The organism is Chryseobacterium sp. CS3K3.1 (assembly GCF_059515165.1).
The window spans coordinates 107,465-125,779 of the sequence record NZ_JCAKRV010000004.1; the positions used below are offsets into that span (position 1 = coordinate 107,465).

17 protein-coding genes are annotated in these 18,315 nt (G+C 35.6%); 8 read left to right on the top strand and 9 right to left on the bottom strand.

Annotated features, from left to right (window positions below; all coding sequences use genetic code 11):
- Nucleotides 1–495 precede the first annotated feature (495 nt).
- A complete protein-coding gene (locus AC5YGI_RS05790) occupies nt 496–1,017 on the bottom strand; it encodes a DUF305 domain-containing protein (RefSeq protein WP_330747067.1) in 522 nt (173 codons plus the stop codon).
- Nucleotides 1,018–1,777: 760 nt separating this feature from the next.
- Between AC5YGI_RS05790 and AC5YGI_RS05795 the strand changes: the two genes are divergently transcribed.
- From AC5YGI_RS05795 to AC5YGI_RS05810, 4 genes are all read left to right on the top strand, one after another.
- A complete protein-coding gene (locus AC5YGI_RS05795) occupies nt 1,778–2,338 on the top strand; it encodes a hypothetical protein (RefSeq protein WP_227941789.1) in 561 nt (186 codons plus the stop codon).
- An 80-nt stretch (nt 2,339–2,418) separates the two neighbouring features.
- The gene (locus AC5YGI_RS05800) at nt 2,419–3,138 is read left to right on the top strand and encodes an ABC transporter ATP-binding protein (RefSeq protein ID WP_110010464.1); all 720 of its coding nucleotides are present in this window, start codon (nt 2,419–2,421) and stop codon (nt 3,136–3,138) included.
- Nucleotides 3,139–3,161: 23 nt separating this feature from the next.
- Complete coding sequence (locus tag AC5YGI_RS05805) at nt 3,162–3,647, top strand: hypothetical protein (RefSeq protein WP_330747068.1); 486 nt, start codon at nt 3,162–3,164, stop codon at nt 3,645–3,647.
- A gap of 149 nt (nt 3,648–3,796) precedes the next feature.
- Nucleotides 3,797–4,234 carry a hypothetical protein gene (locus tag AC5YGI_RS05810; RefSeq protein WP_110010462.1) on the top strand — a complete coding sequence of 146 codons (438 nt, stop codon included), beginning with the start codon at nt 3,797–3,799 and terminating at the stop codon, nt 4,232–4,234.
- Nucleotides 4,235–4,353: 119 nt separating this feature from the next.
- Here the strand turns inward: AC5YGI_RS05810 and AC5YGI_RS05815 are convergent, their stop codons facing one another.
- The gene (locus AC5YGI_RS05815; RefSeq protein WP_330747069.1) at nt 4,354–5,154 is read right to left on the bottom strand and encodes a patatin-like phospholipase family protein; all 801 of its coding nucleotides are present in this window, start codon (nt 5,152–5,154) and stop codon (nt 4,354–4,356) included.
- A gap of 278 nt (nt 5,155–5,432) precedes the next feature.
- Here AC5YGI_RS05815 and chrA point away from each other — a divergent pair, with 278 nt between their 5' ends.
- From chrA to AC5YGI_RS05830, 3 genes are all read left to right on the top strand, one after another.
- Nucleotides 5,433–6,557 (top strand): chromate efflux transporter, encoded by a 1,125-nt coding sequence (gene chrA / locus AC5YGI_RS05820; protein ID WP_496167769.1) that lies wholly within the window; start codon nt 5,433–5,435, stop codon nt 6,555–6,557.
- A 193-nt stretch (nt 6,558–6,750) separates the two neighbouring features.
- Nucleotides 6,751–7,329 carry a TetR/AcrR family transcriptional regulator gene (locus AC5YGI_RS05825; RefSeq protein WP_496167770.1) on the top strand — a complete coding sequence of 193 codons (579 nt, stop codon included), beginning with the start codon at nt 6,751–6,753 and terminating at the stop codon, nt 7,327–7,329.
- 43 nt (nt 7,330–7,372) lie between these two features.
- Nucleotides 7,373–8,350 (top strand): nuclear transport factor 2 family protein, encoded by a 978-nt coding sequence (locus AC5YGI_RS05830; protein WP_496167771.1) that lies wholly within the window; start codon nt 7,373–7,375, stop codon nt 8,348–8,350.
- A gap of 83 nt (nt 8,351–8,433) precedes the next feature.
- Here the strand turns inward: AC5YGI_RS05830 and lpdA are convergent, their stop codons facing one another.
- On the bottom strand, nt 8,434–9,822 hold the full coding sequence (gene lpdA, locus AC5YGI_RS05835; protein WP_137904683.1) for a dihydrolipoyl dehydrogenase: 1,389 nt from the start codon (nt 9,820–9,822) through the stop codon (nt 8,434–8,436).
- A gap of 227 nt (nt 9,823–10,049) precedes the next feature.
- Complete coding sequence (locus tag AC5YGI_RS05840) at nt 10,050–10,313, bottom strand: hypothetical protein (protein WP_238349598.1); 264 nt, start codon at nt 10,311–10,313, stop codon at nt 10,050–10,052.
- A gap of 290 nt (nt 10,314–10,603) precedes the next feature.
- Between AC5YGI_RS05840 and AC5YGI_RS05845 the strand changes: the two genes are divergently transcribed.
- On the top strand, nt 10,604–11,491 hold the full coding sequence (locus AC5YGI_RS05845; RefSeq protein ID WP_330747073.1) for a hypothetical protein: 888 nt from the start codon (nt 10,604–10,606) through the stop codon (nt 11,489–11,491).
- Nucleotides 11,492–11,545: 54 nt separating this feature from the next.
- Here AC5YGI_RS05845 and AC5YGI_RS05850 read toward each other — a convergent pair whose 3' ends face one another.
- The 5 genes from AC5YGI_RS05850 to AC5YGI_RS05870 all read right to left on the bottom strand — a co-directional run bounded on the left by AC5YGI_RS05850 (nt 11,546) and on the right by AC5YGI_RS05870 (nt 18,292).
- Entirely contained in the window at nt 11,546–14,209 is a 2,664-nt protein-coding gene (locus tag AC5YGI_RS05850) for a beta-glucosidase (protein ID WP_496167772.1), read from the bottom strand.
- Between the two features lie 259 nt (nt 14,210–14,468).
- Complete coding sequence (locus AC5YGI_RS05855) at nt 14,469–15,911, bottom strand: alpha-L-fucosidase (RefSeq protein ID WP_330747075.1); 1,443 nt, start codon at nt 15,909–15,911, stop codon at nt 14,469–14,471.
- 50 nt (nt 15,912–15,961) lie between these two features.
- Nucleotides 15,962–16,861: a TIGR01777 family oxidoreductase gene (locus tag AC5YGI_RS05860; RefSeq protein ID WP_330747076.1), complete on the bottom strand. Its 900-nt coding sequence runs from the start codon at nt 16,859–16,861 to the stop codon at nt 15,962–15,964.
- Between the two features lie 233 nt (nt 16,862–17,094).
- A complete protein-coding gene (locus tag AC5YGI_RS05865; RefSeq protein WP_496167773.1) occupies nt 17,095–17,799 on the bottom strand; it encodes a YqjF family protein in 705 nt (234 codons plus the stop codon).
- Nucleotides 17,800–17,815: 16 nt separating this feature from the next.
- Entirely contained in the window at nt 17,816–18,292 is a 477-nt protein-coding gene (locus tag AC5YGI_RS05870; RefSeq protein ID WP_330747078.1) for an SRPBCC family protein, read from the bottom strand.
- Nucleotides 18,293–18,315 lie beyond the last annotated feature (23 nt).

Sequence of the window (18,315 nt, forward strand, 5' to 3'; positions counted from 1 at the left end):
ACCGTTCCTATTGAATGTTTTTGTTTTTCCCACAGATCGCACAGATGGGCACAGATGTTTGAGTATATTTCTTCAATTCATAATTCATAATTCATAATTCATAATTCATAATTCATAATTCATAATTTATAATTCTATTCTAGCCCTGATAGCAGCGGTTACCCCGCAGCAGGAAGTGGATTCAGCCCTGTGCGAGGAGTATGAGCGGATAGCAGCATGAAGCTTCTAATGCTCAGCATGGTTTATCTCATATCCCCTTTTATAAGGGTTTGCCTTTTATTAAATTATTTTGACTCTAAGGTAAGGTGCTGATATTTTTTTGACTTTCACTTGCTAAAAATCTTTCTTCTCGCGGCTTAAAATTATTCATAGAATTAAAGAAACTTTGCGTTTTTCGTTTTCAAAAAACATATAATTTTCATGGAAACTAAATTATTAAAATATTCTGATTAAAATAACAGTATATCAATATTTGTGTTATTTCAGATTCCTGCCCTATCTTCTTTCAAATTCTCTGAGTTTGTGCTTCATCAGCTTGATTTCTTCGGATTGTGTTTTAAGAATATTTTTCTGCAGGGTAATCAGCTGCGGATCGGTAAGATGTGCCTTTTGAGACATTAAAATAGCTGCTGCATGATGAGGAATCATACTTTTGACAAACTGCCTGTCATCAACATTCATCTGTTCTCTGATTCCGAACCAGGAAAAAATACCTGATGTTACGGCAATGATCACGATAGTCCAATTTATGGCTTTGTTGGTATACATCTTTCGCATCACCCACAATTCTATGAGAAGCATCGCTGAAGTCATCAACAAAGCCATATATAGATTATTAATGTTCGAAATAAGATTCTTCAGGCTGTCTATCATCGCATACATAATGATATACATCGCGCAAAACATCACTACAGCCATCAACACAAATTGTCCGTACATTGCAGAGGAAGGACGTTTTGAATGCTTTTCAACTTCCATGGAAGAAGGTGCTCCATGCTTATGCTCTGTATTTTCCATAAAAAAGAAATTTAATTGATTATTGACATTTCTGAATAAGGTACCATCAGCATTTTTGAAGTATTACTCCTCATATAAATTCAAACCACCATTAAAAATACTGACTTTTATCTTACTGATTTATGTTTTCACTCATATTAATTGACAAAAATATTTACTTGTACAATCTGAGGAAAAAGATATATTCGGGAGCTCAAATCTTTAAAACAACCATTTAAAGATTCAATAAGAATTTTCTTATATCTCAATTTTTAGCAAAAAAAAAGTAATGACCAAAACACAATTATTTTTCACAGGTGTATTTTCTACGTTGTTATCTGTTGCCGCAGCAGCTCAGAAACAAGACGTGAATACTGGAGTTTCAAAGAAGCTGCAATAAAGAATGTAATTCTTACAGCTATAGCTTCTCATTGATATTTTTTATTGATTAATTCACAAAACCTCATTTTTAACATTTATTTTTAATAAATTTTTAATTTCATAACACCTGAGTAAATTTCACTCTGTTTCTCAACACCTTACACCAGATTTGAAATATAAACCTGGCTTATACAAAAATAACAGCACTGTCACAAAAGAGATTAAAACCCTGTGAATCACAACTCTTTACATAAACAATGAAGCCCATAACATCAGCAGATGATCTCTTATAAGTATTAAAAAAAAATGTTACTTTTGCTTTAACGAATTAAAATTGCTTTTTAGCTTTTTTATGAGTAAATTTATGTGCACCAAGTTATAAAACATTAAAATTCATTCCATGAGAAAAATAATTCTACTTATTACATGTATGTTCGGTATTTCAGTTTTCTCACAGATCAAAGTGTTGAAAAATGAAAGTTTGGTGGAAATTGGTAAAGATAATTCCGTTGGTCTCTATAAAAAGGAAGATAAATTTACAGTTAACTACCAGGATCTGAACACCAGCAACCTGAATACAATCCGATCTTTTTCATTCCAGAACCTTAATGGAGATGTTGCCGGGCTCTATAAACTGATTATGGATGGTTTTATTTCCACTCCAGAAGAAAATGTTATATTGGAACTGCCTAATGATATCATAGAGCTTCATTATGAAAAGAACTACGGGCAGCAGACCATGCAGTTTATTCAGGTGATCAACAAGAACCGGAAATACATTGGAAAATCACAGTTTTTAACCCAAAAACAGGTGGAGAAAATTTTTGGAAGAACGAATGGAAAGTATGCCATGTATGACAAACCTTCCAGCATAAACCCTTCGGCAGTAAAAGGAGCCACCAATACTGCTTCTACAGCAGCTCCGGCATCTGGCGGAGCCAAGAAAAAATCAAGAAAATAATTATATTTTATAAATATTGCGAAACTCATTCTATCGGATGAGTTTTTTTATTTTATTTTTGCAGAAAGACATTATAATTTATGCCGCTTCAGATAATCAATTTAACCAAAAAATTTGGTGAACAGACTGCTCTTGACAACATCAACATTTCTATTGATAAAAATGAGATCATCGGTCTTCTTGGCCCAAACGGTGCCGGAAAATCTACGCTGATGAAATCTATTGTCGGTGCGCTGAAAATTGATCAGGGAGAAATTATTTTTAATGGAATGAATATCTCAGACCATGAGATCGAAAGCAAAAAGAAAATCGGTTTTCTTCCTGAGAATAATCCGCTGTATCTGGAGATGTATGTGAAAGAATATCTTCAGTTTGTAGCCAATATCCACAAAATTTCCGAATCCAGAGTAGATGAAGTGATTGAACTCGTAGGAATTACTCCGGAAAAATCAAAAAAAATCGGACAGTTGTCTAAGGGATACAAGCAACGTGTAGGATTGGCACAAGCGATCATTCATCAGCCGGATCTGCTGATTCTGGATGAACCTACCAATGGTCTGGATCCTAACCAAATCATTGAAATCCGTAATGTGGTGAAACAGATCGGACAGCAAAAGACTGTTTTACTATCTACCCACATCATGCAGGAAGTGGAAGCACTGTGTTCAAGAGTCATTCTGATCCATAAAGGAAATATTCTTCAGGACTGCCCTATTGATGAATTCAAAGGGAAATTTGAAAGCCTGGAAGATGCTTTTGCAAGTTATACACAGAATTTTGAGATTAAACCTGAACATTAAATTAGGAGATCTATTTTGTAATTATGAATACAAAATTTACTTTTAAAGCTTTTTTACCAGCTTTATTGTTGATTGCCTGTTTATATATTATTATATCAATTATCCCCGGGATATTTATTACAAAAAATTATAATACTCCAGTATTTCCAAGAATATTTCTCCCAAGTATACTTTTTTTTTCGTATGTAGTACTCTTTGGAGAAGTAAGAACAAAATGTATCAAGATAACAATCAATAAAGATACTATTGTTGTAAGAAGATTTTTTGGACTTCTAACTAAAACTTATAAAACTCATGAAATTGAAGGTTGGAAGTTTAGCCATTTGACAGGTAAAGGAGGAACTTACGAATATCTTTACTTGTATAAAGAAGGAAATAAAGTTGTAAAAATATCACAATTCTATCATAAAAATTATTTTCAGATAAAAAATTACATTCAAGGAAATTTTAAGTACTTAGGTTATGAAAAGTTATCTTACACAGATGAGTTCAAAGAAATATTTAAATAATTATTTAATCTATTTTTAGCTTATACAAATTTATTATAATTAAAAAATCATTGTATAAACTTTACGCACTTGTTCTTAAAAAGAAAATTCAGCTGAAAAATGGCTCTATATTTGATAGAGTCTGAAATGTTAACCAATAACCACTCAATATGATAAAGCATATTTTATTAGGGACTTTCTGTTTAGCCCAGTTTTCTTTTGTTCAGGCTAAAGAAGTTCCCGCTCCGAAAACAGACGGTTTTATAACTTCTTCTGCCCTTCAGCAGGTACCGAAGACTGTTATTATTAAAACCAAAAAGTTCAAGATCAGAATCGACAAACAACCGAATGGAAAATACCTTTACCAGTCCTGGAATGCCAATGCAAAGATCACCGCTAAGCCAAGTATGATTATCAGTGATGGTGAGTTGATTCCTGACGGTACTGGAGGAAATTATTATATCGAATTCAGCAATGAAGGACACAGCTATCAGATCTGGAGAAATTACCTTACAGATTCTCCCAAAAAAGCACCTTACACGCTGGTTGTAAATGATGCGAATGATCGTGAAATTGTTCGCCAGGATGGCTATGTAGTGAAGAATTAAAGATGAAGATGGAGGTGAGAAGCTGGAAGTTGTTATCGTCTTTCTATAACTTCTCTTTAAGAACTCAAAACCGTTTTAAGCTTTTATAAAATAAAAATCCTGTATGATACAGGATTTTTTTATGTTCCGGATTGTCTTAATTCCGTAAAAAAACTACTTTCTTCGTAGCTATCTTTTGCTGCTTTGTAACCGATATTGAAAATCTCTTCCAACCTGTCTTTTCTTCGTTCAAAAGTCCCGTAAGACGATAGTTTCTGGGAAGAAATGAACCAGTCACAGTAATCAAATTTTATTTTTTCGATTCTGTAGGACAGAAGATCATAAGAACGGGAAACGATTGCTTTAATAGAGTTCAGATCTTTGATCTTTGCTTCATTGGGCGGAGATACAAATACACCGATCAGCTTATCACAGTCTTCTCTAATGATATCTGCGGGGAAGTTATTCAGTACTCCTCCGTCACAATACATTTCATCTCCAATGATGTAGGGAGTGGTGATTCCCGGAATGGAGCAAGAGGCAATAATAGCATCAACAATTTCAAAATCCTTATCAAAAATTTTCTGGGTACCTGCAACTAACTCTGTAGCTACGATTTTCACTTCGATATCAAGATCACCTAATTTCATTTCGTGGAAAATAGGTTTCAGGTAGTTTCTGAAGATCACTGAAGAAACCAGTCCCGGCTGATTGAACGTAAAGTGTTTCCAGTTGAAAAAATAGACAGAATTGAAGAATTCAAGGATTTCGTCCGGAGTTTTCCCGACAGCATGAAGACATCCTACAATAGATCCCGCACTGCAACAGGAAAGAATATCTATCTCAATACCTTTTTCCTGTAAGAATTTTAATACTCCTGCATGGGCGATTCCTTTGGTACCGCCTCCTGATAAAACAAGTCCTACTCTCTCAAAATTCATTGAATAAATGTAAGAAAACAGTCTGAAATAATTAAGTTAATTTTTATAAATATGTTAATTTTAAAATTATTTTAAGAAAAACGACTGTAATCACATCAAAATTCAATCAAACAGCTTTAAATCCTTAAGCGGCCTGACCTTATAATCTGCTATTAAAACCCATACTTTTCAAAATTAATGTAAAAATGACCATGCAGATATTAAAATATATCCTATAGTTTTTTACTTTTATTAAATCATTTTTTTTTAAATGGTCCTGGTAAAACCCATCGTTTAAAGTGAACAATAATAATGACTTAAAAGACCTTGCCAAATTATTTCTGAAGCTCGGGATCATTGGATTTGGAGGCCCTGCTGCCCATATCGCAATGATGCAAAAAGAAGTAGTGGCTGAAAAAAAGTGGCTGACAGATCAGGAATTTCTGGATCTTGTTGGAGCTGCCAATCTTATTCCTGGTCCTAACAGTACTGAAATGGCAATCCATATAGGACGTGAAAGAGCAGGCTGGAAAGGACTGATAGTTGCCGGGCTTTGTTTTATATTTCCTGCGGTTATTATTACAGGTATCTTTGCATGGCTATACAAAGAATATGGCCGGCTTCCCGAAGTATCTCCCGTTATTTGTGGAATAAAACCTGCCATTATAGCAATTATAATAGGTGCTGCATTCCCACTGGCAAAAAAATCAGTAAAAACTTTCCCATTAGCGGCTGTGGGAGGAATTGTTCTCCTATGCTCTTTGTTAAAAATCAATGAAATAGTTTTAATGTTCGGAGCCGGATTTTTAATATTGATAATAGAGTATCAAAGAAATAAAAAACTGAACAATTTTATTTTTATCAGTCCACTTCAGTTTTTACTATCCAACACTTCTTCCCTGCTCAATTTAAAATTATTCTGGATCTTTCTGAAAATCGGAGCCATATTATACGGCAGCGGATATGTTTTATTCGCCTTTCTGGATACAGAGCTTGTTTCAAGAGGGATTATTACCCGTCAGGAACTTATAGATGCTATCGCCGTAGGCCAGTTTACTCCGGGGCCTGTGTTTTCTTCAGTGACATTTATCGGATATCAGATTAATGGACTTTCAGGGGCTTTGGTATCTACTTTAGCCATATTCCTTCCTTCTTTTATATTTGTTGCTTTGTCGGGTCCTTTCGTAAATAAAATGAGAAATTCTGCAACATTTTCTTCTTTTCTTAACGGCGTAAATGTGGCATCTGTAGCTCTCATTCTGTCTGTATGCATCACTATGGGAATTGACAGCATTACCGACTGGAAAACAACTCTTATCGCCTGTATAAGTATAGCTGTTGTATTCGGATTAAAAAAAATAAACAGTGCTTTTGTTGTTATCGGAGGAGCACTACTAGGTTTTTTACTAAGCTTTTTATCCTGAAAAATACTAATGAGTATACTTTCACAGATAAAAATCTTTGGTTGTATGTGTATTAAACTTAACCGGTTTTTGAAACCTGTCAGGTTATTTTTACCTGTTTAAAGAATCAATTGCCAGCCTTACACGCTATTGAAGAATCTAAATAATAATAAACTCAATTTGGAACGATTGGTTTAAATTGTATATTTGCAGTATGCCAAGAAATAAAGAATTCGACTATACGGAAAAACTGGAACTAGCCCGTAATCTCTTTTGGGAAAAGGGATATCACGCTACCTCAATGCACGATATTGTAGATGCTATGAAGCTGAACAGAAGCAGTATTTATGATACCTATGGTAATAAACATGATTTGTTTTTAAAATGCTTATCCAATTATTCTGATTTCAAAGAAAATCAATATTACCTGGCGTTACAAGCAAAAAATGAAGGTATAACCGCGCTTGAAAACATTATCCGTGATGTTGTTGAACAAACTGTAACTGATAATAAAGCATGCCTTACGGTGAAAACCATTTTCGAAATTGTTCCGGAAGATCAGGAAGCCAGGCAGCTTATTTTACAAAGCGGCAAATCTTTACTGGCTATTTTAGAAAAAGCAATATTACAGGCTCAGGAAGATGGAAATATCAAAAGTACAACTTCAGCTCAGATTATTGCCCGCTATATATTATCTTCTTTCAGCAGTTTCTGGAGCCATTATAACCTGACCCAAAATAAAAAGGAAGTAATGGAAATGGTTGATTTTTTAATAGATCAAATTAAGAAATAATTTTTTTTATCAAATTCTGGAACGATCGGTTTAAATAAAAAAAATGAAGAACAATATCATAATAACAGCTACTTTTCTGATATTCATAAACAGTACCCATATGAAAGCTCAGGAAAGGCCAGCAATACAACAACAAAAAAATATGAACAATACAGATCTTGCGACACTTCGCAAAAACAAAGTCAAAACGTATTTCAAAAAAGTGGATGAAGGGCAATTTGACGAAGAATATTTTAATCTCTATACAGATGATGTAGAAATATATTATCCTAAATTCGGGTTTGAAAAGGGAAAAAATGGAATCGCAAATTTTGGAAAAGTAATGGGTGCCCATCTTCAAAGCCTCAGCCATGATATTGATAATTTTAAATATGTAATTTCTGACCATAGTATTGTGGTAGAAGGGACAGAAAGGGGAATTACAAGATCCGGAAAGGAGTGGCCTGATCATAAGATTTCTTATGGTAAATTCTGCAATGTTTTTGAATTCGAAGATGAATTTATCAAACGTGTACATGTGTATGTAGATCCTGATTTTACTTCAGAAGATGCAGATAGAGTAAATATCTTTAAAAATCCATCGTTGGCTATCAACAAAGAATCTCTAAAAACAACAAAAGAGGTGATAGATGAATTTTTTGCTTTACAATCCGGAAAAAAGGAAGGAAATATTTTAGATTTATTTTCTGATCATGCAGACTGGGACTTACCCGGAAATAAACAAAAATTTCCGTGGACAGGTAAAAGGCAAACCAAGAAGGAAATAGAAGAGTTTTTTAAAGAATTATACTCAAATGTCAAACCCGAAAAATTTGAAATTGACTTTATAGCTGTTAATGGTGAAAATGCCACTGCTGCCGGACATCTGTCTTCAAAAATTTTAAAATTCAACAAGATATTTACTACTGAATTTGTTGTGATTTTTAAAGTAGTGAATGGTAAAATTGTGAAATATCATTTTCTGGAGGATAGCTATAAACTTAATGAAGAAATGCAGTCCGAAGCTATTAATGTGCAATAGAGATTTACAAAGTTATTATTACTTTCACTAAAAAAACCCGGAAAATCCGGGTTTTTATTATATATAAGATGCTGTATTTCAGATTAAATGTGAATCACTTCACCGTAAGCAGCAGCTGCAGCTTCCATAATCGCTTCAGAAACTGTTGGGTGCGGGTGAATAGACTTGATGATCTCATGACCTGTAGTTTCCAGTTTTCTGGCTACAACAGCTTCAGCAACCATATCAGTTACCCCTTCACCGATCATGTGGCAGCCTAACCACTCACCATATTTAGCATCGAAAATCACTTTGATAAATCCGTCCGTGTTTCCGTTTGCAGTAGCTTTACCACTTGCAGAAAGAGGGAATTTACCAACTTTGATTTCGTATCCTTTTTCTTTAGCCTGCTTTTCAGTAAGACCTACAGAAGCTACTTCAGGGTGGCAGTAAGTACATCCAGGGATATTACCATAGTCGATTTTCTCAACATGCATTCCTTTGATTTTTTCCACACAAGTAATTCCTTCTGCAGAAGCTACGTGAGCTAATGCCTGAGTTGGGATAATATCTCCGATCGCATAGTAACCAGGTACTGAAGTTTCGTACCACTCGTTTACCAATACTCTTCCTTTATCTGTCTGGATTCCTACTTCTTCTAATCCGATGTTCTCAATATTAGCAGCAATACCTACAGCAGATAATAAGATATCAGCTTCAAGGGTGATGTTTCCGTTAGCTGTTTTCACAGTAGCTTTTACACCTTCACCACTTGTATCAACACTTTCTACAGAAGCGTTTGTCATGATTTCGATTCCTGTCTTCTTCAGAGATTTCTCCAAGTGTTTAGAGATTTCTTCATCCTCTACCGGTACGATGTTTGGCATGAATTCAACAATGGTTACTTTAGTTCCCATTGTGTTATAGAAATCAGCAAATTCTACCCCGATTGCTCCGGAACCTACAACGATCATAGATTTTGGCTGCTCAGGAAGAGATAATGCCTGTCTGTATCCGATTACTTTTTTACCATCCTGTGGTAAGTTTGGTAATTCTCTTGAACGGGCTCCTGTAGCGATAATGATATGAGTTCCTGTATATTCAGTTACTTTACCTTCTTTATCTGTAACAGAAACTTTTTTACCTTTCTGTACTTTTGCAGTACCAAGAATTACGTCAATCTTATTCTTTTTCATCAAGAATTCGATTCCTTTGCTCATTTTGCTGGCAACACCACGGCTTCTCTGAATTACATTCGGGAATTCAAAGCTTGCCTCCACTTTATTCAAACCATAATCTTCAGCATGGTTGATATAATGAAAAACCTGAGCAGATTTCAATAAAGCTTTAGTTGGAATACATCCCCAGTTAAGGCAGATTCCTCCTAAATTTTCTTTCTCGATAATTGCGGTTTTGAAACCTAATTGCGCTGCTCTGATCGCAGTAACATATCCACCAGGACCACTTCCAATGACAATAATATCGTAATTCATTACTTTAAAAATTTTTATGCGAATTTAAGGAAAAATATTGGATGTTTTATGTTTCTTCAAACTGATCTTAAAATGCACCAATAAAGCTGTTTTCATTCAATTTTCAACAAAGAAAGAGAATACACGATGTATTCTCTTTCAATAAACTTTCCTTACGTTGAAAACTTTTCAAAACTTTACGGATAAAAAAATGGTTTTACCATTTTAAAAACTGCAAAAATACTGTATTATCTTGCCTGTCTAAGCAATCGTTTTTCAGCTGCATATCTTTCATTCAAGGCTTTCATCTGATCTCTCTTCATCTTTTTGGTCGCAAGCGGGTGATTAAGGATCAGTTTTTTTTCAGTATTGTATTTTTTGGTAAGCTCTTGCATTTTAATATTGACCAACTCACTTTTTGAAGGATGCGGAGGTACTGGCGGATGTTTCTGGGCAGCAACATTCATGGATAAACCTAATAACAATACTGTTGAAATTAATAACTTTTTCATAATGTTCATATTTTTGAATGTTTTCAATTAAACCAATATCATTTAATGAAATTCATTCCGGTTCACGATAAATCTTACATATATCATACCAAGATTTTTTAAAGAAAGCATAGTATGTATCTCCAGGAGATGATTCCGCTTAAAATAATGTATATTGAGAAATGTCTGTTTCCGAACATTGATTGATATTAAAATCTTAATGATTTATTTAAAAAACATTTAAAATATTAATTATCAAATAATTTTCAGATGTTTTTTTTTATATTTTTGTGTTAATTAAATTATGCAATATGAGAAAATACATTTCGATCCTTTTATTGGCTGCTGTTCCCTTAACTGCGCAAGTAGGCATTAATACAACAACACCTAACAGTACACTTGCTGTAAACGGTTCTCTTAGGGCTGGCTATACTCAGATTACTGCTACAACGTATAATATACTGGCTACTGATCATTATATTACCTATAACGGAACTGCAGATGCTACCTTTACCCTTCCTGTGATCGGAACCGGGACCACCAGTTTTACAGGAAGAATTTATAAGATTAAGAACATTTCTCCCAATGCTATTACATTACAGGCTTCCAGTGGAAATACTTTAAGAATAGACAATACTCCTGTTGCTTCTTTTGTAATCCCTACTGGAGCATATGCCGAAGTAGTAAACAACAGTAATACTTCCGGAGGAACATGGGATTTATCTTTTACAGTTCTTCCAAAACCAAGCAATGTAGAAATTTATGGTACACAGCTTTTCATTCCTCCTCATGCCCTTGGAACAGCAGCCCTTGCGGACTGGACCAATCATGCTAATGCAGGCTATGATTCAGGTACTGCAACAGACAGGTGGTGGATTGTGAGCAAAACATCTGTGGACAGAGCCCAGACTGCTTCCTACTCCAATGCCAGCAGAATGACCCTTGTGTATGAATATCAGGGTACTCCTTTCAATGTTACCAATATGTATCCTATTCTTACCGCAGGAAACAACTCAAGTTTCCCGGATGTGTTTACAGCATCTTTTGTAAGTCTGGCCAATAGCGGTACTGGCGGTAAAACCAGGCTTACCGTATCTGTTGCCCGTGTAGACTTTATCGGTACGAATGGTGTAACAACCAATAACAGTAACTGGGCAGGAACATTCTTACTGAACGTTTTACTGGCCAGAAAATACTAGACAATCTCAATAATAGATACAAAAAAGAGCAGAAATTTCTGCTCTTTTTTATGGTCATAAAACTTCAATATTTTGTTTTAAGGGAAGGTTCTTCGATGAATTACCGATCATAATTCTGTAGGTTCCTTTTTCTACAGCCCATTCCATTTTTTCATTTAAAAACTGTAATTGCTTTACAGGAACTTCTATAGTGATTGATTTTGATTCTCCTGGTTTTAGTTCTACTTTCTGAAATCCTTTCAATTCAATAACCGGTCTTGAAACGGAAGCCAGCACGTCTTTCACATACAGCTGAACGACTTCACTTCCGGCTTTTGAACCTGTATTTTTCACCTTGACTTCAGCAACAATGGTTTCATTTTCAGAATACTGAGTTTTGCTCAACTGAAGGTCAGAAATTTCAAAAGTAGTATAGCTTAATCCGAAACCAAAGGGATATAACGGTTCTCCGCTCAGGTCATGGTAATCATTTCCTCTTCCTGTCGGGTGATGATTATAGGTTAAAGGTAACTGACCTTCCTGAACCGGAAAAGTGACAGGCAGTTTTCCGGATGGATTTTCAGCTCCGAAAAGTGTTTTTGCCACCGCATTTCCGCCTTCTTCTCCCGGATACCAAATATCCAGGATCGCTCCTACTTTATCTTTCCATGATGTTGTTTTGATGGCAGAACCTCCTACTAAAACAACGGCAATCGGTTTATTTAATTTTGAAACTTCATGAATAAATGCTTCCTGATTTCCAGGTAAGCTTAGTGATGATCTGTCCTGAAATTCACCTTCATGAATTCCGGCCGTAATAAGGATATAGTCTGCTTTTCGGGCAAGATCCAAAGCTTCTTTAACATCTTTCTGATAATCATATAAACCATAGTTCCAGATCAATTCCAGATTGGCTTCGCCTCGATTTTCATGAAATTCGATCTTTATATCATATTTTTTCCCTTTTACAAAATCTACATCCACTGTTTTGGTAGAATAGCTCAGCTTTTCCCACTGATCAATCACTAATTTTCCATCCAGGTATAATCTGAAACCATCATTCCCACGTAAGCCTATCTGATATTTTCCGGAATTGGGAGCTTCCAGTTTTCCGGTCCAGCGGATACTGTAATTGTCAGACTGCAATTTTTCCGGATCAGGAGAATATAAAGTCCATTTGAAACTGAGGTTTTCATCCTGCCTTCCAAAAGCCGGATTGCCTATTAAATTGGTATTGGCAAAATAGAATCCTGTTAATCCTTTTTTGTTTTCAGAGGACAGATATTCCTTTGAAATTGTGGTGAAGTCTTTTACATTCCAGTCAATTCCTTTTGAATATATAATTTCGGTCTCTGTATTTTTCACATAGTTTTTAAGGCCATCCAGGATATTTACTTTTTTGTTTCCAGGCCCTGAGTAACCTCCTAATCTTGCATCCACAGCATCTGTTCCTACCACCAGAATCTTTTTAACATTCGTGGGAACAGGTAGCGTTTGGTTATTGTTCTGAAGTAAAACAAAAGACTCTGCTGCTGCTTTTTCTGCCAAAGGTTTGTGATTGAGTTTTTTTAATTCTTCAATTTCCTTAGCAGAAACATAAGGGTTTTCAAATAATCCAAGTTCAAATTTGGCTCTCAATACTCTTGATACGGCATCATCTATTCTTTCTTTTGAAATTCTCCCATCCAAAAACGGTGGAATGAAGAGCTGATAATGTTTGTAGTCGGTTTGAAAAATCACGTCAAGCCCTGCATTGATGGCCTGTGCAGACGCATCATCATAGTCTTTTGCCGTAAAATGCAGAACATTGGCGCCTCCTACTGCACTGGCATCACTGATAACAAAGCCTTTGAAATTCCAGTCTTTTTTCAATTTTTCCGTTAACAGCCAATGGTTTGCAGTTGAAGGTCTTCCATCAAGCAAATTATAGGAAGTCATCACTGAGCAGCTTTTTCCTTGGGTAAAAGCATTATGAAAAGGAATCAAATGGGTTTCTTCCAGATACCTTTTGCTCCAGTGAATCGGGTATGAATCTCTCCCTCCTTCTCCTACATTGGCCAAAAAGTGTTTGGGAGTGGTAATAATCCCCATCTTTTCAAAGGAAGTGACAAAACTTACGCCCATTACGGATGTCAAAAATGGATCTTCACCATAAGTTTCCTCTGTTCTTCCCCATCTGACATCATTGGCAAGGTTGACTACAGGTGTCAGAATCTGGCGGATTCCTCTCAGTTTTGATTCTTTTGCAATCGCTGTTGAAACCCTGGTCATTAATTCGGGATTAAAAGTAGCAGCCAGACCAATAGCCTGCGGAAAAGCCGTAGCACCTTCCCGAACCAACCCGTGTAAAGCTTCATCAAAAGGGATGATTGGAATTCCCAATCGTGATTCTTCCACAAAATATTTCTGAATGGCATTGATCTTTTTCACAAGTATCTCTGCATTTTCACTGGCATTGTATTTCAGCAGTTGTCCTGCTTCTCCGCCTCCCTGACTTCCTGCGCTTACCTGCAATCCGAAAATTCCGTGGGAATACTGTCCTTTCGGAACGTTATCTAGATCTCCGGGAATCATAAAACACTGCCAGAATTTTTCCTCCGGGGTCATTCTCTGCAACAGATCCTGAACTCTGGCTTCAACGGGCTGCTTGGGATCTTTATATAAAGGTTTTTGAGCAGAGATAAATACTGAGCTCAACAAGAAAATTCCTAAAATTTCAAATCGAAGTTTAAAACACATCTAAAGAATAATTTAGTTTAAAATTTGTTCTTTTACCTTGATGCAAAAGAACCAAAAGTTCAAGACCTGGAACTCTCCGCTAAAAATAAAATCTGTTCTCTAAAAATTCTAAAACTCGCGCGAATTTGATGTTAGTTTTTCTCTTCAACAGTTATCTCGCGCTCAAACAGTAGAGTTTTCTTAACGTTCTCAGACTTTATTCTCTTAACGCTCCGATTTCCTATGTCACTTTAATATAAAAAATGAGTCACAAATTCAACTATTGCAGTATTTGAATGACAGTTGAATATTTTAACTGAGCTCTTTCTTTCGGTAAATTAATTTCAATTGAATTCCCTGATTTTTTCCATTGAATTTTGTTTGATAATCCTAAAATTTTCAAAGATTTTGGTTTAAAATTTTCCGGAACTGTAAAAATTAATGTTGATGGAGACTCATAGTTTGTTTTTTCATCCAAGTGAAAAACATTTACTGTTTTTCCATCTTTGCTTTGTGTATAATAAAAATTTCCGTCATGATAAGGCGCAATGCTTCTGGTTGCAAAAACAGCGGACTGATTTTTCTCCATCCAACCTGAAATTTGCTGTAATCTTTCATAAACTACCGGATCATAATCTCCGTTAGGTCCGGGCGCAATATTCATAAGGTAATTTCCTCCTCTTGAAATGATTTTAACCAATGTTTCAATGATCTTTTGAGAGGTTTTATAGTTGTCATTGGGAACGTAAGAAAAGGACTCTCCCATAGTGATGCAGCTTTCCCAGGGAATGGAAAGCGCGTGTTCCGGAACTGCCTGCTCAGGAGTGACATAGTTCTCCCATTTTCCGGAAACGGTACGGTCTACAATGATCATTCCCGGCTGATTTTTTCTTGCCATTGTCCCTATTTTATCCATATCAATATCCTGCTCTACTTTAATGGTACGCTGCCATTCTACTTTAGGGTCTATCGTATGAAAAGGACGTACCCAGCCGCCATCCAGCCAAAGAATATCAACTTTCCCATAATTGGAAGTAATTTCATTCAGCTGATTGAAAGTGAATTTTTTAAAGTTCTCCCATCTTTCCGGGTATTTCTTTGGATCGTAATTGACATTTCTGTCTTTGGGCGGAAAATAAGACCACCAGTAATCATCGGAATGCCAATCAGGCTTTGAGAAATAAGCTCCTATTTTAAATCCTTCTTTTCGGAAAGTATTGAAAATTTCTTTCGTCACATCAGATTTTGGATTTTTTGAAAAAGGGGTCTTGGGAGATGTAATTTTATAATCTGATTGTTGGGTATCAAACATGGCGAAACCATCGTGATGCTTGGTGGTAAAAACCACATATTTCATTCCGGCATTTTTTACTGCATCAGCCCATTTCTTAGGATTGAACTGAGTTGGATTGAATGTTGTCTGAAGATTTTCATAATTCTTCACATATTCGTAATAAGATTTCCCGTGTTCAGGTTTTCTCTGTGTCCACGATTCATCTTCCGGGCATAAGCTCCAGCTTTCAACAATCCCCCACTGGCTGTAGGTTCCCCAATGCATAAACAGTCCGAATTTCATATCCTGCCACTGCTCAAGATTCTGGACAACCAATGGGTCTGTAGGCTTCTGATAACCTTCTGATACATTATGAGCTTGTGAAAAAGCAATTGAACTTATTAAAAAGGATGAAAGAAAAAAGGGTTTTATTTTGGATATAGCCAGCATAGGGAATAGTTTTCTGCTAATTTAATTATCCTTTGGGAAACCCGCAAACATTAGGATTCCAAGAGATTAAGAATCGCTTCATCAAATGTGGGATATGAAAAGTGAAATCCGTTTTTTATAAGTTTTTCAGGGTAAACGTTTCTGCTTTTTAATAATAATTCTGTTTCTGTATTCAGGAATAGGGAGGCTATTTCCAACTGCCACACAGGAGCATTGAGTCCAAAAGGAACTTTTATTTTATGTCTTAGTTTTTTCATCATATTTTCATTGGAAAGAGGATCCGGAGCAGTTATATTCACTGTTCCTGAAAGATTCTCATCCTGAATAATCCAATCCACTGCTTTACAGAAATCTTCGATATGAATCCAGCTTACCATCTGGTTTCCTCTTCCCTGTTTTCCACCTAACCCCAGTTTTGTAATCATTTTCAGTTTTGGAAAAGCACCGCCATTATTTCCAAGGACAATAGAAGTACGAAGGGCAACTTTTCGTATTTCTTCATTTTTAACTGCAAAAAATTCTTTCTCCCAGCTTTTGCAGATATTCATAGAAAAATCGTCTCCGATAATTCCGTTTTCTTCTGTATTTAAGTTATTTTCAGAGTGAACATAAATGGTTGCAGAACTTGCATTCAGCCATATTTTTGGTTTTTCAGAACATTCATCTACTGCTTTCTGTAATATTTTTGTACTGTTGATTCTTGAAGAATAGATCTCCTGTTTATTTTTTTCATGATACCGGCAGTCTACAGATTTCCCCGTAAGATTGATCAGAACATCGGCATTTTCAAGGCTGTTTTTCCATTCTCCTATTGTTCGGGCATCCCAATAGATTTCGTTTTTACGTTGAGGATTGCGGGTAAAAATATAGACATGATGTCCTTTTTCTGTAAAGTATTTTTCTAAGTTTTCACCGAGAAATCCGGTGCCTCCGGCTATGATGATTTTCATTGTTTTGAAGTTTAAAGTTTTGAGTTCAATGTTTAAGGTTTTCCCACAGATTTCGCAGATTTTCACAGATGATTATGTTGTATTTTCCTTGTGCTTATTTGTGAAAGTATTGGTGATATTTGTGTTTAAAATAATTTGTAGCAACTATTATTGGAAAGTGTTTTTTTCCCACAGATGACACAGATTTTCACAGATGTTTATGAATAAACAAGATATTTTAATCTCTTCATTTTTCAGCTGATGCATTTCTTGGTTTTGACCTGAATTTCGCAGCCTTCGGCAAGCATTACCGATAGAGGTTTCTGATGATTCAGGCATGCAAAATCATTGCCGTATATTTTTTGAAAATCTACCTCCAGCTCATATTCTTTTATGCTGTAGCATTCCCATTTCGGATGACATACTTCGTATTCGGAGGTTGTATTTTCCTTTTTTGTAAAGCCAAAATAGTGTTCTGTGATAAATTCAAATTCTGAGTTTTCCTCCATTGGTTTTGCTGTATTTCCAGCCTTAATCTGAATAGAATGCCAGTTTTTATCTTTCCATGAATAACGGATCAGCAGTTCATCCTCTCCTTTTTCCATCTGATTTTTCATCTTCATCGTGTGATAGTTTTCCTTGTAAACAGCATTGGCGACCAGGCTTAATGCAGGTTTGGGAACAATTTCTTTGATAAACACCACTCCTCTTTTCCAGATGCCTTTTTCTTTTTTCTTGACGTAAAACCTTAGATTCACTTCTTCAAAATTCCGGTGAAAGGGAATAGGAAGGCCTAACAGCCTGGTATTTAAAAACATAAATCCCACCAAGCTTACATAGCATCTGCCTTTATAAAAATCGAGCTCTGTTCCTTTTGGAAGATAGGGCAGCAAAACTTCAGGATTGATTTCGTAATTGATGATGGCCAACTTTCGCCATTCTGCTTTTAAAAAGTTCATAACGTTGTTTTTAAGGTTAAAAAATCGCAATCCCGTCACGGACAGAAGATTCTGCAATAGTTTTGATCATTTCATTTCTTCTGAGTAAAAATTTCCTTAGATATCCTTTAAGAAAAATTGAGTTAAATAATTTCCCTAAAATACCCAGCGGAGATTCAAACTCGAAAATATCTGTCATCAGGGTATTCCCATTTACGGATTTAAAAATATGTCGGTGGCGCATGGATTTGAAGGCTCCTTCCTGCATAACATCAATAAACTGAAACGGTTTTTCCATGCTGATAATTTTCGTGGTGAGATTTTGATAAACTCCCAGATGTTTTGCCCGCCAGGTTACGGTTTCGTTTTCTTCAATCAATCCAGAGGTACGTCCTCCAATGGCTTTTTCATGAGACTTAGAAGTGGATTGCTGATGCAGATCGATATTTCTTGCCAGATCAAAAACATAGTGAATATCTGCTTTAATGACTGTGTTTAAATAGATGGTTGACATTTTTAAAACGTTTTGGCTTGTTA